The sequence below is a fragment of the Methylomonas sp. 11b genome (genome assembly GCF_000515215.1).
GTDB lineage: Bacteria > Pseudomonadota > Gammaproteobacteria > Methylococcales > Methylomonadaceae > Methylomonas.
In genome coordinates this window covers 2903664-2929467 of record NZ_KI911557.1, presented here as the reverse complement: position 1 = coordinate 2929467, position 25804 = coordinate 2903664, and the positions used below count along the sequence as shown (strand labels likewise).

24 protein-coding genes are annotated in these 25804 nt (G+C 53.8%); 13 read left to right on the top strand and 11 right to left on the bottom strand.

Annotated elements, in window-relative coordinates; genetic code table 11:
• Positions 1–39 precede the first annotated feature (39 nt).
• Positions 40–825, top strand: coding sequence for a dienelactone hydrolase family protein (locus METH11B_RS0114070; RefSeq protein WP_026602566.1), 786 nt, complete (start codon positions 40–42; stop codon positions 823–825).
• Here METH11B_RS0114070 and METH11B_RS0114065 read toward each other — a convergent pair whose 3' ends face one another.
• On the bottom strand, positions 826–1521 hold the full coding sequence (locus METH11B_RS0114065; protein ID WP_026602565.1) for a TetR/AcrR family transcriptional regulator: 696 nt from the start codon (positions 1519–1521) through the stop codon (positions 826–828).
• Between the two features lie 136 nt (positions 1522–1657).
• Here METH11B_RS0114065 and METH11B_RS0114060 point away from each other — a divergent pair, with 136 nt between their 5' ends.
• Together METH11B_RS0114060 and METH11B_RS0114055 are read left to right on the top strand one after the other, a co-directional pair.
• A complete protein-coding gene (locus METH11B_RS0114060; protein WP_231499618.1) occupies positions 1658–2827 on the top strand; it encodes an efflux RND transporter periplasmic adaptor subunit in 1170 nt (389 codons plus the stop codon).
• Entirely contained in the window at positions 2827–5889 is a 3063-nt protein-coding gene (locus METH11B_RS0114055) for an efflux RND transporter permease subunit (protein WP_026602563.1), read from the top strand. The genes METH11B_RS0114060 and METH11B_RS0114055 overlap by 1 nt, the downstream gene beginning before the upstream one ends.
• Before the next feature lie 19 nt (positions 5890–5908).
• Here the strand turns inward: METH11B_RS0114055 and crp are convergent, their stop codons facing one another.
• Entirely contained in the window at positions 5909–6562 is a 654-nt protein-coding gene (gene crp, locus METH11B_RS0114050) for a cAMP-activated global transcriptional regulator CRP (protein ID WP_020484290.1), read from the bottom strand.
• A gap of 128 nt (positions 6563–6690) precedes the next feature.
• On the opposite strand from crp, the gene METH11B_RS0114045 reads away from it, so the two are divergent.
• Complete coding sequence (locus tag METH11B_RS0114045) at positions 6691–7110, top strand: OsmC family protein (RefSeq protein ID WP_026602562.1); 420 nt, start codon at positions 6691–6693, stop codon at positions 7108–7110.
• A 4-nt stretch (positions 7111–7114) separates the two neighbouring features.
• Positions 7115–7894, top strand: a complete 780-nt coding sequence (speD, locus tag METH11B_RS0114040) for an adenosylmethionine decarboxylase (RefSeq protein ID WP_020484292.1) — start codon at positions 7115–7117, stop codon at positions 7892–7894.
• Between the two features lie 57 nt (positions 7895–7951).
• Here the strand turns inward: speD and METH11B_RS0114035 are convergent, their stop codons facing one another.
• From METH11B_RS0114035 to apaG, 3 genes are all read right to left on the bottom strand, one after another.
• Positions 7952–8272: a periplasmic heavy metal sensor gene (locus METH11B_RS0114035; RefSeq protein ID WP_026602561.1), complete on the bottom strand. Its 321-nt coding sequence runs from the start codon at positions 8270–8272 to the stop codon at positions 7952–7954.
• Between the two features lie 75 nt (positions 8273–8347).
• Positions 8348–9181, bottom strand: coding sequence for a symmetrical bis(5'-nucleosyl)-tetraphosphatase (locus METH11B_RS0114030; protein ID WP_026602560.1), 834 nt, complete (start codon positions 9179–9181; stop codon positions 8348–8350).
• The gene (apaG, locus tag METH11B_RS0114025) at positions 9181–9558 is read right to left on the bottom strand and encodes a Co2+/Mg2+ efflux protein ApaG (RefSeq protein WP_020484295.1); all 378 of its coding nucleotides are present in this window, start codon (positions 9556–9558) and stop codon (positions 9181–9183) included. The genes METH11B_RS0114030 and apaG overlap by 1 nt, the downstream gene beginning before the upstream one ends.
• Before the next feature lie 71 nt (positions 9559–9629).
• Here apaG and METH11B_RS0114020 point away from each other — a divergent pair, with 71 nt between their 5' ends.
• From METH11B_RS0114020 to METH11B_RS0114005, 4 genes are all read left to right on the top strand, one after another.
• A complete protein-coding gene (locus tag METH11B_RS0114020) occupies positions 9630–10151 on the top strand; it encodes an ankyrin repeat domain-containing protein (protein ID WP_026602559.1) in 522 nt (173 codons plus the stop codon).
• A 62-nt stretch (positions 10152–10213) separates the two neighbouring features.
• The gene (mpl, locus tag METH11B_RS0114015) at positions 10214–11584 is read left to right on the top strand and encodes a UDP-N-acetylmuramate:L-alanyl-gamma-D-glutamyl-meso-diaminopimelate ligase (RefSeq protein WP_036275987.1); all 1371 of its coding nucleotides are present in this window, start codon (positions 10214–10216) and stop codon (positions 11582–11584) included.
• A gap of 3 nt (positions 11585–11587) precedes the next feature.
• A complete protein-coding gene (locus METH11B_RS0114010) occupies positions 11588–11875 on the top strand; it encodes a SelT/SelW/SelH family protein (protein WP_026602557.1) in 288 nt (95 codons plus the stop codon).
• A gap of 44 nt (positions 11876–11919) precedes the next feature.
• The gene (locus tag METH11B_RS0114005) at positions 11920–13890 is read left to right on the top strand and encodes a serine/threonine protein kinase (RefSeq protein ID WP_026602556.1); all 1971 of its coding nucleotides are present in this window, start codon (positions 11920–11922) and stop codon (positions 13888–13890) included.
• Between the two features lie 153 nt (positions 13891–14043).
• Here the strand turns inward: METH11B_RS0114005 and METH11B_RS0114000 are convergent, their stop codons facing one another.
• The 3 genes from METH11B_RS0114000 to METH11B_RS26825 all read right to left on the bottom strand — a co-directional run bounded on the left by METH11B_RS0114000 (position 14044) and on the right by METH11B_RS26825 (position 19496).
• Positions 14044–18087, bottom strand: a complete 4044-nt coding sequence (locus METH11B_RS0114000; protein ID WP_026602555.1) for a hypothetical protein — start codon at positions 18085–18087, stop codon at positions 14044–14046.
• A gap of 374 nt (positions 18088–18461) precedes the next feature.
• Positions 18462–18857 (bottom strand): diacylglycerol kinase, encoded by a 396-nt coding sequence (locus tag METH11B_RS0113995; RefSeq protein WP_026602554.1) that lies wholly within the window; start codon positions 18855–18857, stop codon positions 18462–18464.
• Between the two features lie 3 nt (positions 18858–18860).
• Positions 18861–19496, bottom strand: a complete 636-nt coding sequence (locus tag METH11B_RS26825) for a phosphatase PAP2 family protein (RefSeq protein ID WP_026602553.1) — start codon at positions 19494–19496, stop codon at positions 18861–18863.
• An 85-nt stretch (positions 19497–19581) separates the two neighbouring features.
• Here METH11B_RS26825 and METH11B_RS0113985 point away from each other — a divergent pair, with 85 nt between their 5' ends.
• On the top strand, positions 19582–19899 hold the full coding sequence (locus METH11B_RS0113985) for a hypothetical protein (RefSeq protein ID WP_026602552.1): 318 nt from the start codon (positions 19582–19584) through the stop codon (positions 19897–19899).
• A 15-nt stretch (positions 19900–19914) separates the two neighbouring features.
• Positions 19915–20220, top strand: coding sequence for a hypothetical protein (locus METH11B_RS0113980; RefSeq protein WP_026602551.1), 306 nt, complete (start codon positions 19915–19917; stop codon positions 20218–20220).
• A gap of 109 nt (positions 20221–20329) precedes the next feature.
• Here METH11B_RS0113980 and METH11B_RS0113975 read toward each other — a convergent pair whose 3' ends face one another.
• The 3 genes from METH11B_RS0113975 to METH11B_RS0113965 all read right to left on the bottom strand — a co-directional run bounded on the left by METH11B_RS0113975 (position 20330) and on the right by METH11B_RS0113965 (position 23614).
• Entirely contained in the window at positions 20330–21034 is a 705-nt protein-coding gene (locus tag METH11B_RS0113975) for a DUF2490 domain-containing protein (protein WP_026602550.1), read from the bottom strand.
• Positions 21035–21430: 396 nt separating this feature from the next.
• Positions 21431–21865 carry a hypothetical protein gene (locus METH11B_RS0113970; RefSeq protein WP_020484306.1) on the bottom strand — a complete coding sequence of 145 codons (435 nt, stop codon included), beginning with the start codon at positions 21863–21865 and terminating at the stop codon, positions 21431–21433.
• A 186-nt stretch (positions 21866–22051) separates the two neighbouring features.
• Complete coding sequence (locus METH11B_RS0113965; RefSeq protein WP_026602549.1) at positions 22052–23614, bottom strand: bifunctional aminoglycoside phosphotransferase/ATP-binding protein; 1563 nt, start codon at positions 23612–23614, stop codon at positions 22052–22054.
• A gap of 317 nt (positions 23615–23931) precedes the next feature.
• Here METH11B_RS0113965 and METH11B_RS0113960 point away from each other — a divergent pair, with 317 nt between their 5' ends.
• Both METH11B_RS0113960 and METH11B_RS0113955 read left to right on the top strand, forming a co-directional pair.
• Entirely contained in the window at positions 23932–24759 is an 828-nt protein-coding gene (locus METH11B_RS0113960) for an undecaprenyl-diphosphate phosphatase (protein ID WP_026602548.1), read from the top strand.
• 61 nt (positions 24760–24820) lie between these two features.
• Entirely contained in the window at positions 24821–25804 is a 984-nt protein-coding gene (locus METH11B_RS0113955) for a calcium/sodium antiporter (protein ID WP_020484309.1), read from the top strand.

Sequence of the window (25804 nt, the reverse complement as noted above, 5' to 3'; positions counted from 1 at the left end):
GGTGTAAACGTAAGCCCATTTTTTGAACGGGAGGTTTTCATGATGCGCGGCTTATTCTTTTTGGCTTTATTGTTCAGTTCCGGTTTGCAAGCGGCATTGCAGGAACAAACCGTCAGTTATACCGCCGGCGATACCACGCTGAAGGGCTATCTGGTATGGGACGATGCAAAGGGCGAAAAACAGCCCGGCGTGTTGGTGGTTCACGAATGGTGGGGCTTGAACGACTATGCCCGGCAGCGTGCGAAGATGTTGGCTGAGCTGGGCTATACCGCGCTGGCTGTCGATATGTACGGCGACGGCAAATCCAGCGAGCATGCCGCCGAAGCTTCAACCTTCATGAACAGCGTCGTGGAGCGGGCCGGTGTTTCGCAACTGCGTTTTACGGCGGCTTTAGCCTTTTTGCAAAAACAAGCCAGTGTCAATAAGGGCAAGATTGCGGCTATAGGCTATTGTTTCGGCGGCGCGACAGTCTTGAATATGGCGCGGCTGGGTACCGATCTGGCGGCGGTGGTGAGCTTTCACGGCAATCTGGCAACGCAAACCCCGGCGCGGGTCGGGCAGGTGAAGGCGCGGGTATTGGTGTTGAACGGCGCGGCCGACGAATTCGTCAGTGCCGATAGCATTACGGCTTTTGAAAAAGAAATGACCCAAGCTGGTGTGGATTATCGTTTTGTCAACTATCCCGGCGTACGCCACGGTTTCAGCAATCCCGATGCCGACAGGTTGGGCAAAGCCAACAATTTACCTATTGCTTACAATGCCGACGCGGATAAACAATCCTGGGAAGCCATGCAGCAGCTGTTTCGCGAAGTTTTCAAGCAATAGCTAGTCTTGATTCAAATCGCCGGCAGTCGGCGCGTAGGCTCTGATAAACACGCTGACGGCGCGTTCGACTGTCGCTTTAACTTCTTTGGGTTTCAATTCCCGGCGGGCGTTGAACAAGCCCGATTCGTACACTTCCGATTCCAGTAGGCCGCGAAAATGCGCGGCCGCCACATGAGGATCGGCACGCCGCAACTGGCCGGCATTCATTGCTTGTTCGAAAAATTGCGCAGTAAATTGCATGCCTTTGGCCGGACCGTTTTCGAAAAACAGGCGGCCGGCTTCCGGCTGATTGGCGGCTGCGGCGATCAACATGCGCCGGGCCGCCAAGCTTTTCAAGGTCAGAAAATTACTCATCACACCTTCGCCGAAACGTTGCAAAGTTGCCGTCAAGTCGTCGGAAGGTTGCAATAGCGCCAGGACCTGGTTGACCTGGTCTGGCAACGTATCAAGAGGCGCACTGCCGTTGTTCGGCATCAGCAACGAGAATAATTGCTCACTGTGGCGATCTGCGGAACGCCGCGCCAATTCCAGGAACAGCTGTTCCTTGGAGCTGAAATAGTTATACAGCGTGGCCTTGGAGTGGCCGGCGGTAGCGGCGATTTCCGCCATGGTCGCTTGTTCGAAACCGACTTTTTCAAACATGGTTTTTGCCGCATCCAGAATGGCTTGGCAACGTTCTCCACTTTTTTTCCGCATGGAACCTCCCTTATTCAAACGTGTCGGCTGAGTTTCGAGCGATAGGCCATTGTTTGGCTTATTCTAAACCCGATGGTTCAGTTTTAAATTGTCGTATAGACTTGGAGCTGAGTAATGTTTGCCGAGATTTTTCGTCATGATGACACACCTAACGCGTTCTATTAGCTTTTATACCCTTCATTCCCAGCGCGGTATGGCACGCGGCTCATTACTTATCGGGATTTTTACCGTACTGGCATGCTGTGCGATGCTTATAGTTTGGTTGTTAAGGCCGGAAAGTCCAGATGCTTCCACTCCGGTGAAAGCGGTGCCGGCGCTAACGGTGACGCGGGCAATGCCGCAATGGCGGCAATGGCCGACAACCATAGAGGCGTCCGGTGCGATTGCGGCTTGGCAAGAAGCCGTAATCGGTGCCCAGCAGACCGGATTGCGGCTAATCGAAGTCAATGTCAATGTCGGCGATCAAGTAAAACGCGGTCAACTACTGGCCCGTTTCGATGCTGATATGCTGCGCGCCGATCTGGCGCAATTGCAGGCCAATCTGGCACAGGCACGGGCCACCGCCGCGCAAGCCGAAATCAACAAACAGCGGGTGTTAAAACTGAAAAACGCAGCGACGCTAAGTCAACAGGAGTTGTTGCGTTACGAAACCGAAGCGGAAACCTCCCGCATCCAGGTCGATGTCATCAAGGCCCAGTTGGCAGCTAAGCAGTTGCAACTAAGCTATGCCGAGGTGCGGGCGCCGGACGACGGCGCGATTAGCGCGCGAATGGCAACCCTGGGCGCAGTGGCCGGCAGCGGGCAGGAATTGTTTCGGTTAATTCGGCAAAATCGCTTGGAATGGCGCGGTGAATTGACTGCCGGGCAAATCGCGCAAATCCAGACAGGGCAAGCGATTCAACTCAGTTTGCCGGACGGCAGCGTTGCCCAAGCCAAGGTGCGGCAACTGGCGCCAGCCTTGGACGAGCAGTCGCGGTTGGGCGTCATGTACGCCGATATCGTGCCCGGTAGCCAGGCGCGGGCCGGTATGTATGCCAATGGCCGAATCGAGTTAAGTCAACGTCCGGCGCTAGTGGTGCCGGCAGCCTGCGTGGTGATCCGCGACGGACGCAGTTATGTGCTGAGGCTGCACAGCGATGCCGATACCTCGCCGGTTAGTTTACAGTCAGTCGCTACCGGCCGGCGGCAGGGCGTGGAAATCGAAATTGTCCAAGGCTTGAACGAAACAGACCGGGTGGTGGTAGAGGGCGCCGGTTTTCTCAACGATGGCGATCTCGTGCACATCGCGCCGGCGAGGGTGGATTGATGAGTTTTGCCTCTTGGTCGATTCGCAACCCCATTCCATCGATTTTACTGTTTATCTTGCTGTCACTGGCCGGACTGCGCGGTTTACAACAGCTATCCATACAGAGCTTGCCTGACCTGGATTTACCCAGCGTAATCGTTAAGCTCAATCAACCGGGCGCGGCGCCGGCACAGCTGGAAACCGAAGTGGCGCGTAAAGTCGAGGATTCTATTGCCACCCTATCCGGGTTGAAGCATATCCGCACCTCGATTACCGATGGCTTGGTGCAAATCAATGTCGAATTTATCCTGGAAAAAAAGCTTTCCGATGCCTTGATCGAAACCAAGGACGCGGTGGACCGGGTGCGCTCGGATTTGCCGAGCAGCGTGCTGCAACCGAGTATCAGTGCGGTGACAGTGGGCGGTGCGCCGATTTTGACCTATGCGATTGCCTCGACCAAGTTGGACGAGGAAGCCTTGTCCTGGCGGGTGGACGATAATGTCAGCAAGGTCATGTTGGGTGTGGCCGGCGTAGGTCGCTTCGAACGCTTGGGCGGTGTGCAGCGGGAAATACAACTGGAAGTCGATCCGGTGCGGTTGGCGTCGCTGGGCGTCACCGCGACCGATGTGTCGCGAGCCTTGAAACAGGTACAGCAGGAATCTTCCGGCGGTCGGGGTAATGTGGGTTTGGTGGAGCAATCCGTGCGCACGCTGGCCACGGTGCGGCAAGCCGACGAATTGGCGGCTTTGCCCGTGGCAATTGCCGGTGGCCGCGAGGTGCGATTGGATCAAATCGCCACCGTTCGCGACACCGTTGCCGAGCGCACGCAATTGGCAGCCTTGGACGGCAAGCCTTTGATCGGTTTCAACATCTACAGGGCCAAGGGGTTTGACGAAACCCGCATCGCTAATGATGTGGAACAGGCCTTGGCGCGGATGCGGGAAGCCGATCCGTCCCTGAGTTTTACCCTGATTTCCGGTTCGGTAGCGTATTCGCAAGAGCAGTATGAAGGCTCGATGATGATGCTCTACGAAGGCGCGCTGTTGGCTGTGCTGGTGGTGTGGTGGTTCTTGCGCGATTGGCGGGCGACTTTAGTGTCGGCTTCGGCCCTGCCTTTGTCGATTCTGCCGACCTTTGCGGTGATGCATTGGCTGGGGTTTTCCTTGAACATGCTGACCATGCTGGCCTTGGCTATCGTGGTCGGGATCTTGGTGGACGATGCGATCGTGGAAATCGAAAACATCGCCCGGCACGTGCGGATGGGCAAAAGCATCCGTCAGGCCGCCGCCGAGGCGGTTGATGAAATCGCGCTGGCGGTGATCGCCACCACCTTGACGCTGGTGGTGGTGTTCATGCCTACCGCGCTGATGAGCGGCGTATCAGGATTGTTTTTTAGACAATTCGGCTGGACGGCGGTGGTGGCGGTGCTTGCGTCTTTGCTGGTTGCGCGCTTGCTGACGCCGATGCTGGCGGCTTATTTACTCACCGAAGGGCATCATCCGGCCAGCGTCGATGGCAGATTGATGCCTATTTACCTGCAAGCCGTGCAGTGGACCTTGCAGCATCGTCAGGCCACGATGCTGCTCTCCACGCTATTTTTTATCGGAGCTTGCTTATTGCTGCCCTTGATTCCGGCGGGTTTCGTACCACCTGCTGATCGCGGCTACACCACCGTGCAACTCGAGTTGCCGCCGGGCAGTTCGATAAACGATGCCGGTCGAGTTGCCGAAGCGGCGCGAACTGTTCTGCAAGCGCTGGCAGGTGTCGAACACATTTTTACCGCAGTCGGCAGCAGTCAAATAGTCGGTGGCGGCGTGACCAGGCCGGGCGAACAACGCAAGGGGGCGCTGACCTTGACCTTGAGCGAGCGGGGGCAGCGGCCGCATCAATCGCAGATTGAACAGGCAGTGCGGGCAGTATTGCGCGATGTGCCCGGCGCCCGATTTTCCATTGGCATTGGTGGCCCCGGCGAGAAAATGTCTTTGATACTGTCCAGCGATAATGCGGGGGCCTTAAAAGCCAGTGCACAGGCATTGGAGCGCGATTTGCGTACCGTGGGTACCTTAAGCAGCATCAGCTCCACCGCGAGCCTGGAGCGGCCGGAGATTGCGATTCGGCCGGACTGGCAGCGCGCTGCCGAACTGGGCGTGACGGCCGAGCTGATCGGTGAAACGGTGCGGATTGCCACCAGCGGCGATTTCGATGCCCAATTGGCCAAGCTGAATCTGGATAACCGCCAACTGGCGATTCGGGTAAGGATAGCCGATGCCGCGCGGCAGGATTTACAGGTGCTGGCCAATCTAAGGGTTAGGGCCGGGGATAAGCTGGTGCCGCTATCCAGTGTGGCTGAGTTGTCGCTGGCTAGCGGCTCAGCACAGGTGGATAGGTACGACCGGCGCCGCTATGTCACGGTCAATGCCGAATTAGGGGGAATGTCCCTGGGTGAGGCGCTGGCCGCCGCCAAAACTTTGCCGGCGGTGGTGAATATGCCGTCCAGCGTTAAATTGATTCGTACCGGCGATGCGGAAATTATGGCAGAACTGGTTAGCAGTTTTGGTATGGCGATGCTGACCGGCTTATTGTGCGTGTTTTGCGTGTTGGTGCTGCTATTCAAGGATTTCTTTCAACCCCTGACCATCCTGTCGGCGATACCCTTGTCGATGGGTGGCGCGTTTATCGCCTTATTGCTGACCGGCGGCGAGTTGAATATTCCGTCGATGATAGGCTTGATCATGTTGATGGGCATCGTCACCAAAAACTCGATCTTGTTGGTGGAATATGCTTTGTTGGCGATACGCGAACACGGCCTAAGTCGGCACGAGGCTTTATTGGATGCCTGTCATAAACGCGCCAGGCCGATTGTCATGACCACGGTGGCAATGATTGCCGGCATGTTGCCGATTGCGTTGGGTTGGGGAGCCGACGCCAGCTTTCGTCAGCCGATGGCGGTGGCGGTGATCGGCGGCTTGATCAGCTCCACTTTGTTAAGTCTGCTGGTGGTGCCGGTGGTGTTTACCTATGTCGATGGTGCTCGGCAAAGTCTGGTAAAACAGTTTTTCGGTAGTGTCTCAAAGGGCGAATGATTTCGCCCTTAACTCGGCGTTAACGCGTGCCGAATACCACGATGGTTTTACCGTGGGCGGTGATTAAGCCCTTGTCTTCCAGTTCTTTCAATACGCGTCCAGCCATCTCGCGGGAACAACCAACTATACGGCCGATTTCCTGACGGGTGATGTGCAACTGCATGCCGTCCGGATGAGTAATCGCGTCAGGTTCCTTGGCTAGATCCAACAGCGTGCGGGCAATGCGGCCTTCCACGTCCATAAATGCCAGGTCGCGGTATTTGCGGCTGGTGATCAACAAACGGGTCGAGAGTTGTTCACCGAGTACGGTCAGAATCTCCACGGCCTGATCGCGCAGTTCGGCGTTGAGCAGCAATTTGAAACGTTCATAACCAATTTCCGCCATCTGGCATTTGGTGCGGGTTTTCACCAGTACGCTCCGCGTTTCGGCGTTTTTGAACACCCCGATCTCGCCGACGAAATCGTGCTTGTTCAAATACGCCAGTATCAATTCGCGGCCTTCCTCGTCTTCTACGCTGACGCTGACCGAGCCATCGACCACAAACAATAGTTTGTCGCCGACATCGCCAGGGCGAACGATGGTGATTTTGGCTGGATAGCTCCTAACATGGCAGAAGCGTAAAAAGGCGTCCAGGGCGGATGGTGAAATCTTGTTTTGTTTAACGAAGCTCATAATTTGTAATAATTCTGTGAACTAGATTGGTTACCCTATCAAGGTGCAGTAGTTTTACAAAAAAATCAAGACATTTGACGGGTTCGTTGTAAAATTCCCGACAATTTTGATTTTGGTTGGGATATGTCATGCAGGCAACGATTAAATGGGTCGACGGTAGATTGTTCGTCGGCGAGTCCGGCAGCGGGCACACGGTAGTGATGGATGGACCGCCGGATCACGGCGGCCGCAATCTCGGGGTGCGCCCTATGGAAATGCTGTTGTTGGGCGTGGGTGGCTGTTCGTCGTTCGACGTCGTGGATATTCTGCAAAAAGGCCGCCACGAGATTGTACATTGCACTGCCGAGCTGACGGCGGAACGCGTAGACACAGTGCCGGCGGTATTCAGCAAAATTCATTTGCACTTCAAGGTGACGGGTAAAAATCTGCCGGTTACCGCGGTGGAACGGGCGGTGAAGTTATCCGCCGAAAAATATTGCTCGGCGTCCATTATGTTGGGCAAAGCGGGTGTGGAAATAAGTCATGATTTTGAAGTTATAGAGGGTTGATCGGTTGAGCAAATTACAGTTACACGGGTTTAATAACCTGACCAAATCGTTGAGTTTTAATATTTACGACGTTTGCTATGCGCCGAAAGAGCAAGAAAAAGCCTACATCGAATATATCGACGAAGCCTATAACGCCAAGCGTTTGACGCAGATTTTAAAAGACGTGGCCAATATCATCGGCGCGCAAATTCTGAACATCGCTCATCAGGATTACGACCCGCAAGGTGCCAGTGTGACGATGTTGATTTCCGAAGGTGCGGTCATTCCCGCCGGCATGAACTCCGAGTCGCCAGGCCCCTTGCCCGATACCATCCTGGCGCATTTGGATAAAAGCCACATCACTGTGCATACCTATCCGGAAAGTCATCCGGATACCGATATTTGTACGTTTCGAGCGGACATCGACGTGTCAACCTGTGGTCAAATTTCACCGCTGAAAGCCTTGAATTATTTGATTCACAGCTTTGAGTCCGACATCGTCATCATGGACTACCGAGTGCGCGGTTTTACCCGTGACGTGTCCGGGCAAAAGCATTACATCGATCACAAAATCAATTCTATCCAGAATTACATCGCGGAAAGCACTAAAGAGCTGTACCAGATGATCGACGTTAACGTGTATCAGGAAAACATCTTCCACACCAAGATGATGTTGAAAGAAACCGAACTGGAAAATTACTTGTTCGAGAAGGAAAGTAATTTCAGCGACGAAGAGCAGGAAGAAATCCAAGGCATGCTGCAGGAAGAAATGGCCGAGATTTTTTACGGTCGAAATTTCTCTTAAAAAAGCTAGATCAAGCAACGGCCTCAGCAGTAACAGTTACTGCTGAGGCCGTTTTGTTTATGGTGCCGGCTTACGAGGAGCTTGCTCGCGCATTTGTTCCTGATGTTGTTTGCGCAAGTCGTCCATTTTCTGCATTTGTTCCGGACTTAACACCTCTTTCATCCGGCTGTGCGACTCTTCGTGGATGGCGCGGAATTTTTCGTGCTGCTCTTTAAATATCGCTTCAAGCTTGGATTTTTGCTCCGGGCTGAGTTGCAGCAGTTTGTTCAAATGTTCTAGCTTGTGATCTACCGGTTGGCCATAGTCGTTTTCACTGGGGTAAGCGAAGGCGGTCAAAGGCAAAGCCAGGATGATGGCGAGGAACAGGTTTTTTAGCATGGGCTATTCTCGGGTTAAGTTGATGTGGTGCTTGGTGTGAGAGCGAAATGATGCCGGAACGCCGGCAAAAGTTCACTACTCTGAAAAAGTCTTGGGATTATGTGAGGCCGCGCAGTCGATGCTGAAGCGTCTGGGTTGTTCGCACAGTTCTAGCGCCGTCAACTGTCCGCCCCATAAACAGCCGGTGTCTATCGAGTAACAGTTGTAGCCGTCGAAATAACCCAGCGTCGACCAATGGCCGAAGATAATGCGCATATCGATACTTTTTCGGCCCGGCACTTCAAACCAGGGTATTAAGTGATCTGGCTGGCTACCGGGTGCGCCTTTTGGTCCAAAATCCATGACGCCGTCTACGGTGCAATAGCGCAGCCGGCTGAAACAATTGATGGCAAAGCGCAGCTTTTCGGTTTTCAGCAAATCGTCGCGCCAGACCACGGGTTTGTTACCGTACATGGAGCGGAAAAAGCGTTCGTGATCCGGGCTTTGCATGGCCTGTTCGGTTTCACGCGCCATGCGCAGCGTGGTTGCAAAATCCCACTGCGGCGGCAGGCCGGCGTGCAACATGCAAAATTCATCATTGTGATGAAACAGTTTTTGATGGCGCAGCCAGTCTATAAGCTCTTCGCAATCCTCGGCTCTTAAAATGTCGCCCAGCGTGTCTTTTTTACCGGCCTTGCCTAGCGACACCACGGTGGCGATCAAGTGCAGATCGTGATTGCCGAGCACGGTAACGGCCGCCGAGCCCAAACCCTTCACAAATCGTAGCGTCTCTAGCGATTTTGGGCCGCGGTTGACCAAGTCGCCGGCCAGCCACAGTTGATCCTGATTCGGATCGAAGCTTATATGGTCCAGTAAGCGGCGGAACTCGTCGTAGCAGCCCTGAATGTCACCAATTGCATAAATCGCCATTAGTGCAGGGTTCTGGGTATCGATAAAGTGAATTTGGGAATGGCTGCGTTAAAATTTTCGCCGGCGTCCGACTGCATTTGATATTTGCCCTGCATCACACCGACCGGCGTTTCTATCATCGCCGCACTGGTATAGCGGAAAGAGTCGCCGGGGCTGAGATGCGGGTTTTCTCCCACCACGCCGTCGCCGTTTACTTCCTGTACCTTGCCGTTGGCATCGGTGATCAACCAGTGCCGGGTCAGCAATTTGGCCGGGGTGGAACCGACGTTGGTGATGGTAATGGTGTAGGCAAACACATAGCGGTTCTGTTCGGGGGACGATTGGGCCTCGATGTAGTAGGGCTGGGCTTCAACTAAAACTTTGTTTTTTTCGCTCATTGATAGATGATGTAAATCAGTATTTGCCTTATTTCAACCCAACTCATACCCAAACGCAAGCAAGCAATCCGATGAACATCCGCAGATTTCTAAGTGCCGGGCTAATCGCCTGGTCCGTGCAGGCGCTTGCCGAGGACAATAAGGATTTATTTGCCGCCGCAGCCACCGGCAAGCTGGAGCGGGTCGAGGCCCTGTTGGCGCAAGGACTGGACGTCAACGGTAAGCTGGAAACGGAGCGCACAGCGCTTATGGCCGCAAGTTTTAACGGCAATTTACGGATTGTCAAGGCGCTGCTGGCTTATGGTGCCGACGTGAATTTGGCCGATAAACTCGGCTCCACCGCGCTAACGGATGCGGTAATGTTCGGCAGTGCCGAGATTGTTGGCGTGTTAATCGCCGCCGGCGCCAATGTCAATGCCGCCGATAGCCAGAGTGTGAAAATACTCGATAAGGCTAAAAAGCTTGGTCGTGAAAACATCGTAAAACTGTTGGAAGCGGCCGGCGCCAAGGGTTCGGAAGCCAAGGTCGAAGAAAAAATCGAAGGCGAGCCCAAACCCGCCGAGGAAAAAAAGCCGGAAGAACCGAAAAAATGATGTAGCAACTCAAGCCGCATTTCCGCATTTGCATCTATTCAAACCCCGTTAAAATTATCAGAATGACAGACTCACAAAAGCCACTACACATTCACATCCTCGGCATTTGCGGCACCTTCATGGGCGGCCTGGCCTTAATCGCCCGCGAATTGGGCTATACCGTCAGCGGTTCGGACCAGAACGTCTATCCGCCGATGAGCACCCAACTGGAAGAACAAGGCATCCGGCTGATGAACGGTTATAAAGCCGAAAACCTGGATTGCAAACCCGATTTGGTGGTGGTGGGCAATGCCATGTCGCGCGGCAATCCGGAAGTGGAAGCTGTATTGAACTTAGGCTTACCGTATATCTCCGGCCCGCAATGGCTTGCGGAACATGTGTTGCAGCACAAATGGGTACTGGCGGTAGCCGGGACCCACGGCAAGACCACTACCAGCAGCATGTTGGCTTGGGTGCTGGAATACAACGGTTTCAAACCGGGCTTTCTGATCGGCGGCATTCCGCTGAATTTCGGCATCTCCGCTCGCTTGGGCGAGTCGGATTTTTTCGTCATAGAAGCCGACGAATACGATTGCGCCTTTTTCGACAAACGTTCGAAATTCGTACATTACCGGCCCAGAACGGCGATCTTGAACAACCTGGAATACGATCACGCCGACATCTTCGAAAATTTGGACGCGATCAAAAAGCAGTTTCATCATCTAGTACGCACCATTCCCAGCCAAGGTCTGATCATCGCGCCGGCTTGCGAACAGCATGTTTCAGAAGTACTAGAAATGGGCTGCTGGACGCCAGTTGTGAAAACTGTGATCGACGGTGAGGGCGATTGGCAAGCGCACTTGTTAAAAGCCGACGGCAGCCGTTTTAGCGTCAGTTTTGCCGGTGAAGAGCAAGGCACGGTTGATTGGACCTTAACCGGCCGCCACAGTGTCTATAACGCCTTATCGGCCATCGCCGCCGCCCGGCATATCGGCATTCTGGCAAAAGATGCGATAGCCGCCTTGCAGCAGTTTCAAAACGTAAAGCGGCGGATGGAAGTCATCGTCAAAAGCGCGGGCGTCACTGTTTACGACGACTTTGCGCACCATCCGACCGCAATCAAGACCACGCTGGATGGCTTACGTAAACAAGTTGGGAGCGAAAAAATTCTGGCCATCGTCGAGCCCCGCTCCAACACCATGCGCCTAGGTGTGCATACCCAATCGTTGGCCGAATCCTTGGGACAAGCCGATCAGGCTATCGTTTATCAGCCGGATAATCTGGGCTGGGATTTAAGCCAGCTACTGAAATACGCCAACAATATCGAGATTTGCAACAGTCTGGAAACCATCATCGCCACCATCAAAGCCCAGGCTGGTGGCGTCTGCCACGTGTTATTGATGAGTAACGGCAGTTTTGGCGGGATTTATAAACGTCTACGGGACGAGTTGTAAGCTATGACTCGCGTCGAAATCCGCTACTGCACCCAATGCCGCTGGCTGCTGCGCGCAGCCTGGATGGCGCAGGAATTGTTAAGCACCTTCGAGCAGGAGTTAGACGAACTAGTGATGCAGCCGGACACCGGCGGCATCTTTGAAGTGCGCGCCAACAGCGAATTAGTCTGGTCCCGCAAGCAGCAAGGCAGATTTCCGGAGATTACCGAGTTAAAGCAATTGGTCCGCGATCAGATTGCGCCAGAGCGCGATCTGGGGCATGTCGATCGCAAGCCCGCGCAGCAGTCTTGATCCCGCTGCGCAGACATTAAACAAGGCCAAGGCTGTCTGAGATCATGCTCCCGGAAGACGACGCCACCATCATCAAACCAACAGACGACGATCCGACCCGGATCAAACCGCGCCCCTATCCGCAGATATTGGCGGACAATCCGGCGTTGGACGGTAAATTCAACGACGATTATTCTTTGCGCGGCGCTGTGGGGGTGGGCGGCGGCGGGCAAGTGTTGCTGGGTTTTGACGAGCGCATCGGCCGGGAAGTGGCGATCAAGGAATTGCTGGATCAGGCTGCGAATGAGGATGCCGAACTAAGTGCGCGTTTTCTGCGCGAGGCCCGCATTACCGGTCGACTGGAGCATCCAGGCATTGTGCCCGTTTACGATCTGGGCAAGAAACAAAGCGGCGCACCCTATTACGTGATGCGCTTGGTGCGCGGGGATACGCTGGCCAAGGCACTAAAAGCCTGCAATGCCGAGATGTTGGCCGAGCATGCGCTGGCGCGGCGCCTGAGTTTGCTGGACAGACTGATCGACGTTTGCGAAGCCGTGGCTTATGCTCACTCCAAAGGCGTGATTCATCGCGACATTAAGCCCGGTAATATCGTGCTGGGTCCGTTCGGCGAAACCATCGTCCTGGATTGGGGCTTGGCCAAGGTCGAAAACGAAGCCGATCTGGCGCCGCTGCTGCATGCTGCATCCACTCAGGCTGCCGACGATGGGGAACTGACCCGGATGGGCGACATTCTCGGCACCCCCGCCTATATGGCGCCGGAACAAGCCAATCCCGATTTCGGCATCGTGGATACGCGTTCAGATGTGTTCGCGCTTGGGTGCATTCTCTATTATCTATTGGCCGGCCATCCGCCGCTGCGCGGCAGCGCCGATGAGATATTGGCACGGCTTAGCTCGCTGGCACCCATGCCCTCGGCGCGGGATCCGAAGCTGCCAATGCCGCTGGAATTGATCGCCATCTGCGACAAGGCCTTGGCCAAGGACAAATCGTTACGCTTTCCCAATGCGGCAAGCCTAGCCGACGAATTGTGCGCCTATCGCGACGGTCGTTTGGTGAGCGCCTATGCCTATTCACGCGGCGAGCTGGTGCGCCGCTTCATCGCCCGCAACAAGGTCGTGTTGGCGGCTAGTCTGGCGGTATTGCTGGCGATTTTGATCGGCGCCGGGCTGGCCTTCAAATTTGGCGTGGAGGCGCATAAAGCGCGGAATTTGGCGGTGGCTGAAGGCGAAATCGTCAAGCAGGAAAAGAAAAAGATCGAGCGTGCGCTGGCCGATGTCACCCGCATTTCCAACCACAACCTGACGGCCGCCAACCAAATCGCGGACAGCATCTTGGGCAACCTAAACGAGATGCGCATGGGTATGCAGCAAGCAACCGAGTCCTTGCGTACCAATGCCGATTTAGCCGCATCCAGTGGCTTGCTGGATAGCTTGCGGCAACGTTATCCGCGCGGCGAAAGTTTTGCCACGACGCGCGCGCCCGGCACTATCGTGGCGGTGGTTCCGGGCAAATATCGACAAGCGTTGGGTGCCGATACCTCGCAACTTGAGCACAACCGGATGACTTTGGAACGGGGCGTGCCGATTCTGAGCCGGATTTATCAAGCTCCGGAAGGCTTCGCCGCCGTCACGATGGTGGTGCCGATCAAACAGGGTAAAACTATCCCGGGCTTTATCTCTATGCGCATCAAGCCGGTCGATTTTCTCGGTGGATTGTTGACAGAGGATACGCAGAGCAAAAAACGCACAGTGTGGGTCGTGCAGGATGATGGTCTGTTGCTTTACGATACCGATCCTCAGGAGATTGGCCTTAATTTGTTCCGTGAGGAACGCTTCAATCAAATACCGGAACTTCGGCAGCTCGCCGCTGAAATCGCCGATCAAGATGCCGGAGTGGGCTATTACCAAAGCCAGTCAGCCGGTCAATCCGAGCCTTCGCGGCAGATCGCAGCCTGGGTAAGCTTGCGTCCGGCGGAGAATCGGGGGTGGAAAGTGGTGGTTTTGGAGGCGTGGTGACGAGTTTTTATTCCAAAATGCCGCTGTTGGAACTTGTAAAAGTTGTTGCGAAAGCATTTAAGTGAAGTGTTTCGGGGATTAGCCAGTTAGAGACAATCTTGCAGGTTATTGCTCGTGATAAAGCCCCCGGCTTTGCCGGGGGTATTTACGATGTTAAGAGCCTGATTTCGGCACGATAGCTTGGACCGGTGATTTTTTCCAAAGCCCGCCGCCGGCAAAACAGTTCCAACCCCAGCGCAGCCAATTCAACAAGGCTGCGGCCATCCACAACGACCAAGCCAGCATCAAAATCCGGTAGGCCAGTAAAGGCAGGCTGACTACCGTGGCAATGGCCAACTGCGGACCATTGCGATCCTGATACCAATTTAGCAAGGTCGCAGACGATTGATTCCCGGCAATTTGCATATCCGGATTACCCAACAAACCTTGCTCGACCGCTATTGCTATCAGCAACAAGGACAGCAGCGTCAAACCGGCCAAACAGATTTGCGCCAAATTGAACCAGCGCGGCCGTTCCGGTGCATGCTCGGCGCGGAAACCCAGAGCAAACAACCAGCCCACCACCAAAAATGCAGCGGCAATATGCAACTGGCTCAAGCCGATCAGCAACAAAAACCACTGCCAATGCTTTAGCGGCGTGATACTCAGCTTACCCAAGCCCAGCGCCAATACGGCCAGCACTATCAATAAGCCCCAGATCAACGCGGCCGGCCCGAACTTCGGCCCAAAGGTCCACAACAACCAACGCTCTTGCGGCATCAGCAACTGAATACGACTGTTCACGCTGGCAACGCCGAGATCAACCAGCGGCGTGCGTAACAGCAAACCGGGTTCTTGCGCTGTCTGCCAATTCAACACAATTTGCTGAGTGCCGGGATGTATCGGCAAACTCACCACAGCACCTAGCTGACGAATCGGCTGACTCACGCCGTCTATCGTCACACTTTGCAGTTCCGCCTGCTCCGGCAGTTTCACGGGGTGTTGTCCACCTTTGGAACTACGGATGCTCAAGGTCAATTCCACCGTTTCGCTGCGTTGCCCGGGTTTGACCGCCAATTCGCTTCTATCAATAGTCAAGGTCGCCCCGGCCACCGCTTGCGGACGGCTGATAGTTAGATTGACCCGCTCGCCCGGCCAGGGCCGCCATTCCGGTAGCCATTGTCCTTGACTATCCTGATGATGCACCACCGCGATGCCGTCGGCCTGCAAATGCCAGATAGGGCTAACATCGGCGCGCCATACCTCGTGCCATTGCGGCGTATCGGCGGCCTGCAATAACAATTGCTCGGTTTTAGCCAATGCGGACTCCCATTCCATAGTCGCCTGGCCGGCCGCCATGTTGACTAATACTTTCCCGTCCTTGACCCGCACTTGCGGACTGGTGACGGCTTCACCGGGCAACAACGGTAGCTCCAATAACACCGGACTGAGAGCGCCGGCCAATTGCTCGACTCGGGTGGTCACGCGCCAATCCAAACCCAAATGCAGGGTTCTTTCCACCCGTACAAACGCCGGCAAGGCGGTTTGTTGTAGCTTATTTTTGGGCCCGCTATCGAGTTGCAAGCGGCTGAACTCCAGTTGCGGACCCACCTTGCCGTCTTCATATAAACCGTCCACCCGCCAACCGTCGGCATTGACGCTGGCATGCTGCGGCGGCAACAGCAACGGCACACTGAATTTATCCTGTGCGGCATAGCGGCCTTGCATCGCCACCTTGTGAACACCTTGCGCCACCATCAACCATAAGCTGCCATCATCCTGTCTGATCAAGGCTTGCGCCTCACTGCCATCGACAGTAACCTGCTCTGGAAACCATTGCTCAAGCTGAGCCGGCAGCGGTACCGCCAGATCCTGTTGTGTGTGCAATTGCAATTCGATGCGCAGCAGCTCAGGCTTAACCCATAATTGCATGTCGGCTATCTGCGCGCAGGTGGGCAGACATTGCGGTGCTTGCAGCAAGCGGGTTTTCAATTGTTCGAGCATTGGCGCGTCAGGCAGATCGGCATAGGCCTTGTCGCTGGGCGCCATCAACAGCGGCAACAGCAACAGGCAGGTCAAGCTCGGCAAGGACAAGCGCCAGTTGCTGGCGATAGCGCCGAGCATTTTCAAAACCAAAACCGTCACCAGCATGGCTTGGGCAAAGTGCAGCAACATCATCAAAAATGGCGACAAATACCAGAGCCGGATTTGCTGCCCGCTATCGACCGCGCCGTTCCAGCTCAACTCCACGCGCTGCCAGCCCCATTGCGGCAGGCCGGGACCGGTTTGCAGATTGGCTTCGGGATCGATACGTTGCAAACTGGCGGCGCTGCCGCCGTAAGAACTGGATGCCTTGGGTTTAGCTGAATACTCGGGCTCCGTTTTGGCAAGTTCCCTTATTTCCGGCTCCGGCGCCATCGCCGAATCCGCCATCTGTTCTACCTGCAACGCCATCGGTGCAGCGGCAGCCACCACCGAATGTAGGCGCTGAATGGACTGCCCGGGCAGTTCCAGCTGCGGGTAAATACCGATGCGAATCTGCTCTATCATGAACGGAATGGTCAGCATCAGCAGGGCCAGCCAACTGACGTTGCGATACCATTTCAACCATTGCCAAAAGCTACCCGCCGGCAATACTCGCAGCAAGGCGATCACTGCCAGCACGTTCAACCAAATCAAGCGCGGCGCATCCGCCTCATGCCAAATCAGTGCCAAACTGAGCAACGCAAACCCGCCCCATTGCGGCGACCACAGCCGCCCGACGGCCAATGCGGCGATCAAGACCAAAAACAAGTCCAGCAAAGTCCAGCGGTTCAACCAGCTATTCGGTACATTGTCCACACCGCTGACCGCCAGCAAGCGCCAGCCGGGCGGGATATTGAGTTCGGCCTGCACCTGTTGAAAGCGCTGCTGCCAGCCGCTGGCGCTGAGCACATGCAAATCGGCTTCGATTCGGCTATCGGCGTTGAGGCGAATAGCGCCGCGCCGCACTTCCACACCTTGGCTGCCATCCGCCAACTGGGTAATCAATTGGCTCTGGCCATCCAGTTGCACCTGACCCAGCCCCAGTTCCGGCACCGCATTCAGGCGCCAGTCGCGGCTCATGTTGCCGGTAATGTTATCGCTGACGGTATAACCGCCGCCTTCGAAATCCAGCCACAGCGTGCGCTTCAGTTTGAGTTGATTCGGCTCGGGTTCAGGGTCGCCGCGGCGCACCACTTTAAACCTCATACTCTCGCCCTGTTTCAGTTGATAGGTAGGCAAATGCTGCCATTCGGCGGGCAGATTGGTTTGGCTGCCGTCTATCGCAGTCAAATTCTCGATTTCCACCAAGCGCAAGGCCGGCATGGCCTGGAACGCCCATAACTCCTCCGCCGGCCAGTTCTGGTCTGTTACGGCCAAATCCAGTTGCGTCAGGGCTTGCGGGTGGCGGCCATGAATATCGATACTCCAGCGCCCCGGACGCACTTGCACCAATAGTCTCCCGTTACCGTCCAATCGAGCCGGTAAGGGGCTATTCAGGGCCACCGGGATAAAGTTAGGCAACAAGGCATAAGGAAACTCGATCTCCCGCGCCTTGCCGGATACTTCCAGATCCAGGCGCGTGATGACCTGTAGCGGCACCTCGTCCAGCACCTGCCGGAATACTTGCAGGTCTAGCCTGTCTTGCTCCCGGTCAGCGGTGTCGGCTTTCTCAATATGCAGCCACAATGCACCTTGTTTGATTGATGGATAAGCGACCGGCTTATCGTTGACGCTGAGCTGAATCAGGCCGCTGGCCTCCGGCAAGGCTAATTGTTCCGGTAAGTTTTCCCAGAAAAATTCGCCGCTAATTTGGTAGCGACCTGCCGACAATTGCAGGGCAGGCTTACCGTCTTTTTCCACGACCGGCTGCGTTTGTTTGTTGACGGTGACGGCTTGCGGCCAATGTTGCGTGTCGCCCGGCAAGATAATCCAATCCTTGCGGTACACGGTCCAATCGGCAACGAAGCTGCCGTGCTTAGCTTGTAAATTCAGGTGCAGCGCACCGGGCCAGGAGCAGCGTTTTTGTTGAAAATCGTCGAAGAAAAACGGGCAACGGTACTGGGATTCATCGGCCAACACCCAGTTGACCCAGGGCTTTAGCGGTTCAGGAACATCTTGCATGTCCAGCGCCCTTGCCGTCTGCAACGACGCCTGCCCAACCAATAGCCACAGCATAAAAACAAATCGTCCCATAGTATCCTCCAGCCCTAATCCCATTTAAGGGACTTATAAACATCATAGAAAACTCTCTCCCACTGCACCCAGGGGCATAAAGGGATCTATGTATCTTAACATTCGCCATGCTTATATAGCGTGGGAGCGACTTGTCTTCAGCCTCAGGGCTAAAGCTGGTGAAATCGACCAAGTTCAGGTTCTTGCTGTTGAGGCGGGCTAAGACATTGCACAGTCTGCTTCTATGTGTACAAGGCAAGTGGCCTCAGTTGCCTTGCTATTTGTTCGATTATTCCAGGGAAGTCTCTATCAACGTAGGTAGGCCGTAGGCAAAACCACGACATTCAAGCTCCGATACCACAGGCCACATTGATTACGCTGCTTGTGATTGATGTCTAGGAGGACCAGCCGACTAATGACCCTAAGTAGCTGAGCTCCGATAGCATTACCACTGCCCAAATCAGGATGCTGATGCCGGCGGCGGCTGCGGCAATATCCTTGATGACGCGTATTTTTTCATTTTGCCGCGTTTCCACGAAATCGCAGAGGGCTTCTATGGTCGTGTTAAACATTTCGCATATCAGCATCAGGCCGGTGGCGGTAAGTACCGAGATGAAATCCACCCATTGGCGAAAATAAAAGCATACGGCTAAAATCAAAACGGAAAGTATGACTTTATAGGCCACACTAAAATCATACACAACCGCGTAGCGCAGACCTGACAAACAGACCTTCAATTTTCTTAAAGGGTGATAACCGCTTTGTCCGGTATTAAGAAACTTGTTTCGCATGACTCACCTCATGAAGATGCCGCCGTTTTGCAGCAGATTAATTAATCCCAGCACCCACAGCAAGCTCAGCAAGGCGCCACCTAGTACATCCGAGGGAAAATGAACTTGCAGATAGACCCGAGAGACGGCAACCAGGGATACCATCAAAAGAGCAAACCCCGTCAAAGCGTAAAAATTAAGCCCCAGTTTGTCGGGTTTGAGCATCCACCATAAGGCCGCAGCAAAGGCAACGATTTGCGCTGTGTGGGCGCTAGGGTAAGAGGCGTCCAAGGGGATTTCACCCACAACGGGGAAAAAATCGGGGCGTGGCCGGGCGAACCAAAGTTTGGCAAGCCGGCTGAACAAGGCAACACCGGCTAGGCTCAAGACTATCAGCCAAGCCTCTTTGGTTCGGCTATTTCTCGCCAGAACACCGCTTAGCACTGCGGTTATCGGGGCCAGAACAAACAGCGAACCAGCCCAAGTAATCACTGCAAAAAAACGATCAAGCAAGACACTTCTAATGCCGTGCGCGGTACTAAGTAAAAAGCGATCCCATTGGCTCCAGTGCGCACTGAAGCGCTCGATAAAAACCATCACTGCGATTGCCGCTAACCAAAATCCAAACGTCGGGAGATATTTCAAACCTAAAATTTTCATCGTTTTGCCTCCGCGTTGGCCAACTACTATTAACCCGGCCCTTAAATACCGTTCGCCTGTATGCCCTTGAGGATACTGAGATTCTATGGTTTTTTGTCAAGCGGCACCTTTGAGTCTCGCTGCTTCCGTGCAGTCGGGGATCCTATTGATACCATGGATTCCGGCTTTCGCCGGAAACATCTACCTCCACACCGCGGCTTTTCGCTTCGCCTGTCGTGCGCCTTGGCGTATTACCGACAAATTGTTTGGAAAACGGCAGGGTTTTAGTCGGTGGCAAATTATTTTTTACTTATTTAACAGTGCTTTATGTGTGTTAGGTGGTGGCATTTTAATTGCTAAGCAAGAGTCGCCGGTGCAGGCCGGGTTGACTTGGCAACCTGGTTTGGCCGGTATTCTTTATTAGTCATGAGGTGTTGATATGTTCGAAGCCATTGTATTGTTCATACTGAGCGGCCTGGTCGCTGCGTGCGCATACTCGTCTCAGGGTTGCGGACTTTCCTTTTTCGGCAAACTATTCCGTTCCGCTAAAGGCCAAACGCTAGCGACGTTGACCAGCCAATCTCTCGCTATTGACAGCCCAGAGCCAACCTCTAGTTTTCTGGAGCAACTGCAAAGCGAAATTGAAGCCACCTTATTCCCGCGTCCTACCGACTCGGTATTGCGGCGTCATTACGACGCCTTGGTCGCTGTGGAAGTGAAAAACCGGTTGAGCTTTTTTAGCTGAGAGCCGAGGATTCTATATGCAGCCCAGTCGGGCTGCATATAGAGTCAGTCCTAAGCTCAGTCTTAGAGCCTCGCTGGGGTTAGCGAAAAATCCCCGCATTTTTTCTGACTTAGAAATTGACATTAATATTGGTTAGCCAGACGTGATTGGTTACATCGGGCGAGCCATAGTTATGGATGTATTGCAATTGATAGCCGGTATCGACATTCAAATTTTTTGTCACTTTGTAGCCCACCCCGACATAGCTGCGATTTTGGTTGATACCGGTTTGCACTGATCGCGCCAGTCGTCCCTCGTCTATCGAGTTGAAGTACACAAACAGCTCATCAAGCGCGATTAGATAAGCTTGGCTGTCCGGTATTGAATAGACTAAACGGAATCGGTGCCGCATGCGATGGCCGACGTCGCCTTCGTGGGCAAAGAAGCGTTGCTCGAGACGAAACCGGTATTGAAAATTCAGTTGTGGCGTCCAGTTGTCTATCCACTGCACCTGCTGCATCGCATCGTTAGTGGCCATTTCAAAGTCGGTTTGCTCGTTGAATTCGCCCTGCCAGGTATAACCTAGCCAGAGTTGCAATTTGTTAGTTAGCTTATAGCCGAGCAGGGGACGGACAATAATTTGATTAAACAAGGTATTGTCGGTTTTGGTGCGAGGTGCCAATTCCAGAAAAGCCAAATAGGGGCTGCCGCCGAAATCGGTTTGGTAGGTATTGCTGATCCAGGTGCTGAAATCGTCTTGTACAGGGCCTGCCTCTGTCGGAAGCGATGTCAGCGTAAGGCCGGTGAACAGCAGGGCTAAGTGAGTTTTTTGCATGTTTTTATACCGAAGAACTGGATTTGAAACGAACTGCGTCACGGTCAGCGAGGCTTTGCGTGTGAGGGTGCACGGTTTATCTGCTGGAGATAAGCTTATCTCAATTCTTGATAAATGTGCTTAATCAGGACTGGTATTCTGCGTGTTGCGCGGCAGGCTAGTTTATAAGTTGTTTGATTCAGGGTGTCGAGCGCAAGTCATCTACTTGCCGGAATGCGGCTCAATGTAGGAACGGGAAACCCTAAAAGATTATTCAGGCTGGGTTGCATTGCAAATCAGCGGGTTGCCAAAGAGGCCGGCAACAGGAAAAGATATTGAGCGGTGACGTGGTGCGGACCGAGTTATAGACAAACCCTCCGGTTGCCGGAGGGGATGTGTCAGCGAAATGAATGCGGCTTAATCGGTCAATCCGCTTACACCTTCAATAGACCAGTTTTCGAAATCGTTTGCTCCGGAGGTGTCGTCGCCTTTGCCGTATTGGATCCGGCAAGCGTAGTGACGCATCACGTTGGGGCTGTCTTTGCCGCTGATTTCCACGTCGGCATTCACAATATATTCGTAGTTGCCGAGAGTCCAGGCGTTGGTAGGTTGGCTGGCAAATGACAGGCTTTGATCTTCGTCGGCTTCGTTTTTGATGTAGGTGTTGCAGTGAGCGAACGCCAGAGCGGTCATGTCGGTACTAATGGACATTGGGTTGGCCGCGTCCTTGCTTTCCACCAAAAATAAATCGGAAGCGGCGATGTCGTACATAAACGGCAGGAAGAACTTGATCTGGACGGCAAGCAGGGCTGCCAAACAGACGGCAAATAATATAATTTTCTTTTTATTCATGGCTCAAATGGTGGTTTTTATTGGTTTAATTATCTAACGATCACCCGCGATTCTAACAAAGAACGCGTACTGTAGGAAATTCCAACCCTCGCCGGCTAATTTACCGTAAATTTAATATTGTCCAAGCGTGTGCTTTTATAGCGCCCTTTGCCGCAAAGGCCGGGCAGAGGCAGTCAGCAGCGTAAATTATTCCAGTGTTCGTTCCAGCTCGCGCCAAGCTGCTTGTTGATCGTTTCTATCCAGGCCATCAGTGTTGTTAGTCAATATTACGTTGTACGGCAGCTCCTCGGTTTGCAATGCTTCGGCGCCGGCTGTGGCCTTGTCCAGCACCGTCAAGTCGGCTTCCGACGCATCGCGACCTTGTTCTTGCCGGTGCCGAATGCGTTGTCGTAACACTTTATCTTTGGCCTGTATCGAGAGAATGACGAAAGGAATTCCCAAATTCTGCGCCAACAGCTGAAACGGGCGACGTTGTGCGTGTTTTAAAAAAGCGGCGTCGACAATAACCGGAAACCCGTAACCAAGTAGGGCTTGTGCCAGGTCTAATAAATGTTGGTAGGTTTTTTGGCTCGCTTGCGGATCGTATATGCCGCTATTGATTGCCGAACCGCTTTTTTGCAGAGCGTTTAAGCCAAATAGCCGTTTTCTTTCGACATCCGAACGCAAGCGGATTAGCTGATGTTTTTCCAATAGTATTTGCGATACCGCGCTTTTGCCGCAACCGGGCAGGCCGTGGGTTAGAATCAACGCCGGTTTACGCGGGCATAAGCTGCTACCGGCCAAGTCTAAATAAGTTAGACATGCTTGTCTGGCCGATCCCTCAGCGGTTTGCGCGAACCTATACCCGGCAATTTTCGCGCGCACGGCAGCTCGATAACTGAGATAAAAGCGCAGCACGCCAAGGCCGGCGTAATCGCCGCTGATTTGCAAATAGGCGTTCAAAAACCGGTATGCCAAATCGCCGCGGCCGCGATGGAGCAAGTCCATGATCAAGAATGCCGCATCGCTGATCGTGTCTATCCAGCGCAATTCCGGAGAAAATTCGATACCGTCGAATGCGACCGGCCTGTCTCTTAACAGCACGATATTGCCCAGATGCAGATCGCCGTGGCATTCGCGAATAAAGCCTGATTGTTGGCGCTGCTCAAACAGGTTTTCGGTTGTCAAAAATGCTTGCCGGCAACGCTCTTGCAGCAGCTTAATTAATGTTGCATCTTCGGGTTTCATCAACTCAAGCAACTGCTGGAAATTTTGCCGGGCTGGCGCTTCGATAACGGTCGGAGAGCCGTAGTTCGAATCTGGAGTTGCCGGCGCCAAGCCCATATGAAACCGGGCGATAGTGTCGGCCAAGCTGTCAATATGCGCCGGCGTCACCTCCCCGCGGGTCAGCAGCGTATCCAGCAACTTGCCAGCCGCAAATCGGCGCATTTTTACCGCATATTCAAATGCCGGTTCGGCGTTGATTCCGGGTTGTCCAGGGCTGCCGCCAATGGCTGTCACTTGTAAATAAATGCCGGGTGCCAGACGCCGATTCAGGCGAATCTCTTCCTGGCAATAAAAATGTCTTTGGCTGAGTTGGCTGAAATCCAGAAAGCCCAGATCGACCGGTTTTTTAATCTTGTAAGCGTAGCGGCCGGCCAGCAACACCCAGGAAATATGGGTTTCCAGCACGGTGACCCGTTTGACCGGATGCGGGAAACAAGCCGGGTCGCAAAGCGCGGCTATCAGCGGTGGGTATGCATTGGCCATGGTTAAATACCTTTACGCGGATTGAGCGCGACTGACACCGCAACGGCAGTATCAGTATTGTCGACAATTCTGGCAGATCGGCGAGTGCTATGCAAAGCAGGTCTAAACCTAAATTACTGCCGGGCATGTAAGTCATAAATGCCAGGATTTGCCGTGGCTTACAGGGTAAAGTTACGTAATGGTTGAGATTTCGACTATAATCCCGCCCCGCTTATATGGCTTTTTCATAGGCTTACCAAATTCGACTGGTTTACATCAACTTCATCGACATGCTGATTTCGACCCTGGTACCTGACTGGTACGGAGCCTGATAAAAAATGGACATTACCCTCATCATCAAATCCCTGATACTCGGCGTAGTTGAAGGATTAACCGAATTTCTTCCCATTTCCAGCACCGGCCATTTGATTCTCGCCGGCGATTTGCTGGATTTTAACGACGACAAGGCCAAACTGTTTACCATCGTGATTCAGGTTGGCGCGATCCTGGCGATTTGCTGGGAATATCGGGCCAAGATCGGCTCGGTGCTGAGCGGTCTGACCAGCGACAGGCAGGCGCAAAAGTTTGTATTAAACCTGATGATTGCCTTTATGCCGCTGGCGACGCTGGGCTTGTTGTTTGGCAAGCATATCAAGGCCGCGCTGTTCAAACCGGTGCCCGTGGCGTTGGCGTTCATCATCGGTGCGTTCGTGATTATCTGGGCGGAAAAGCGCGAGCATAAAATTCGCGTTGAAAGCGTGGACGATCTCAGTCCAATGGATGCATTGAAATTGGGTATTGCCCAAGCGTTTGCGTTGATTCCCGGCACTTCCCGTTCCGGTGCCACCATCATCGGCGGCTTGTTGTTTGGGCTGTCGCGCAAGGCTTCTACCGAATTTTCTTTCTTTTTGGCGATTCCGACCTTGGTGGTCGCCAGTCTTTACGATTTATACAAACACCGCGACTTGTTGCATGTCGAGAGCGACGCACTGTCGTTCGCGGTCGGTTTGATCGCAGCTTTTATCAGCGCCCTGCTGGCGGTTAAGGGTTTACTGCGTTACATCAGTCATCACGATTTCATTATTTTTGCCTGGTACCGGATCGTGTTTGGCGTGGTGGTGATAGCCAGCGCCTATAGCGGTCTGGTGCAGTGGACAGTGGATTAACATCCGGCGTTACGCGGGGCAGTATTTCGATTTTTTTGATCTTAAAAATTAAGGGTAGGTTATGGCTTTGCCACTGTTGATGATAGTCATCGGTCTGATTGTGTTGGTTTGGAGTGCCGATATTTTTGTCGAAGGAGCTGCCGCGATAGCGCGTTTTCTGGGTATGTCGCCGTTACTGATCGGCATGGTGGTGATCGGTTTCGGCACGTCCGCGCCGGAATTGACGGTGTCCGCCCTGTCGGCCTGGCAAGGGAATCCGGGTATCGCGTTGGGTAATGCTTACGGGTCGAATATTACCAATATCGCCTTGATTCTGGGGACGGTGGCATTGATCAGCCCGATTATCGTCCATTCGCAAATTGTAAAAAAAGAGCTGCCGGTATTGTTTGCCGTCACCTTGTTCGTGCTGGCGCAGTTATACGACGGCGAGTTGTCGCGAACCGATGCGATTCTGGAGCTGGCGGTATTTATCGGGGTGATGACCTGGATGGTGCGCCAAGGTCTGAACAAAAAGGCCGAGACAACTGATGTGTTGGGCGAAGAAGTCGCCGACGAGATGGAAGAACATCCGATGTCCTTCGCGCAGTCTGTGATTTGGTTGGTCGGCGGCCTGCTGTTCTTGATGCTCAGTTCCAGGTTATTGGTTTGGGGTGCGGTAACGATTGCCCAGGATTTGGGGGTCAGCGATTTGGTGATCGGCTTAACCATCGTCGCCATCGGCACCTCTTTGCCCGAGTTGGCGTCGTCGATTGCCGCTGCCCGCAAAGGCGAGCACGATCTGGCCTTGGGTAATATCATCGGTTCCAATTTATTCAATACGCTGGCGGTGGTCGGATTGGCCGGGGTCATTCATCCGATGTCGATTCCACTGGAAATCGTTAATCGCGATTGGCCGCTGATGGCCTTGCTAACGTTATCGCTGTTCTTTTTGGGATACGCCAGAAAAGGCGAGCAAGGCCGGATCAATCGGGTCGAAGGCGGCATCTTGTTAGCCATTTACGCCAGTTACACCGTGTATTTGATTAACACCGTCGTGAGCGCTTAA

What these genes read in the sequence shown, in the direction of transcription:
- METH11B_RS0114065 (WP_026602565.1), bottom strand. Translation starts at nt 1,521, where the DNA reads ATGCGGAAAAAAAGTGGAGAACGTTGCCAAGCCATTCTGGATGCGGCA.
- METH11B_RS0113985 (WP_026602552.1), top strand. Translation starts at nt 19,582, where the DNA reads ATGGTTTTTTGTCAAGCGGCACCTTTGAGTCTCGCTGCTTCCGTGCAG.
- METH11B_RS0114030 (WP_026602560.1), bottom strand. Translation starts at nt 9,181, where the DNA reads ATGGCGATTTATGCAATTGGTGACATTCAGGGCTGCTACGACGAGTTC.
- METH11B_RS0113975 (WP_026602550.1), bottom strand. Translation starts at nt 21,034, where the DNA reads ATGCAAAAAACTCACTTAGCCCTGCTGTTCACCGGCCTTACGCTGACA.
- METH11B_RS0113965 (WP_026602549.1), bottom strand. Translation starts at nt 23,614, where the DNA reads ATGGCCAATGCATACCCACCGCTGATAGCCGCGCTTTGCGACCCGGCT.
- METH11B_RS0114070 (WP_026602566.1), top strand. Translation starts at nt 40, where the DNA reads ATGATGCGCGGCTTATTCTTTTTGGCTTTATTGTTCAGTTCCGGTTTG.
- METH11B_RS0114055 (WP_026602563.1), top strand. Translation starts at nt 2,827, where the DNA reads ATGAGTTTTGCCTCTTGGTCGATTCGCAACCCCATTCCATCGATTTTA.
- METH11B_RS0113980 (WP_026602551.1), top strand. Translation starts at nt 19,915, where the DNA reads ATGTTCGAAGCCATTGTATTGTTCATACTGAGCGGCCTGGTCGCTGCG.
- METH11B_RS0113970 (WP_020484306.1), bottom strand. Translation starts at nt 21,865, where the DNA reads ATGAATAAAAAGAAAATTATATTATTTGCCGTCTGTTTGGCAGCCCTG.
- METH11B_RS0113995 (WP_026602554.1), bottom strand. Translation starts at nt 18,857, where the DNA reads ATGCGAAACAAGTTTCTTAATACCGGACAAAGCGGTTATCACCCTTTA.
- crp (WP_020484290.1), bottom strand. Translation starts at nt 6,562, where the DNA reads ATGAGCTTCGTTAAACAAAACAAGATTTCACCATCCGCCCTGGACGCC.
- METH11B_RS0114060 (WP_231499618.1), top strand. Translation starts at nt 1,658, where the DNA reads ATGATGACACACCTAACGCGTTCTATTAGCTTTTATACCCTTCATTCC.
- METH11B_RS0113960 (WP_026602548.1), top strand. Translation starts at nt 23,932, where the DNA reads ATGGACATTACCCTCATCATCAAATCCCTGATACTCGGCGTAGTTGAA.
- METH11B_RS0114000 (WP_026602555.1), bottom strand. Translation starts at nt 18,087, where the DNA reads ATGGGACGATTTGTTTTTATGCTGTGGCTATTGGTTGGGCAGGCGTCG.
- apaG (WP_020484295.1), bottom strand. Translation starts at nt 9,558, where the DNA reads ATGAGCGAAAAAAACAAAGTTTTAGTTGAAGCCCAGCCCTACTACATC.
- METH11B_RS0114045 (WP_026602562.1), top strand. Translation starts at nt 6,691, where the DNA reads ATGCAGGCAACGATTAAATGGGTCGACGGTAGATTGTTCGTCGGCGAG.
- METH11B_RS0114010 (WP_026602557.1), top strand. Translation starts at nt 11,588, where the DNA reads ATGACTCGCGTCGAAATCCGCTACTGCACCCAATGCCGCTGGCTGCTG.
- METH11B_RS0114005 (WP_026602556.1), top strand. Translation starts at nt 11,920, where the DNA reads ATGCTCCCGGAAGACGACGCCACCATCATCAAACCAACAGACGACGAT.
- METH11B_RS0114035 (WP_026602561.1), bottom strand. Translation starts at nt 8,272, where the DNA reads ATGCTAAAAAACCTGTTCCTCGCCATCATCCTGGCTTTGCCTTTGACC.
- mpl (WP_036275987.1), top strand. Translation starts at nt 10,214, where the DNA reads ATGACAGACTCACAAAAGCCACTACACATTCACATCCTCGGCATTTGC.
- METH11B_RS0113955 (WP_020484309.1), top strand. Translation starts at nt 24,821, where the DNA reads ATGGCTTTGCCACTGTTGATGATAGTCATCGGTCTGATTGTGTTGGTT.
- METH11B_RS26825 (WP_026602553.1), bottom strand. Translation starts at nt 19,496, where the DNA reads ATGAAAATTTTAGGTTTGAAATATCTCCCGACGTTTGGATTTTGGTTA.
- METH11B_RS0114020 (WP_026602559.1), top strand. Translation starts at nt 9,630, where the DNA reads ATGAACATCCGCAGATTTCTAAGTGCCGGGCTAATCGCCTGGTCCGTG.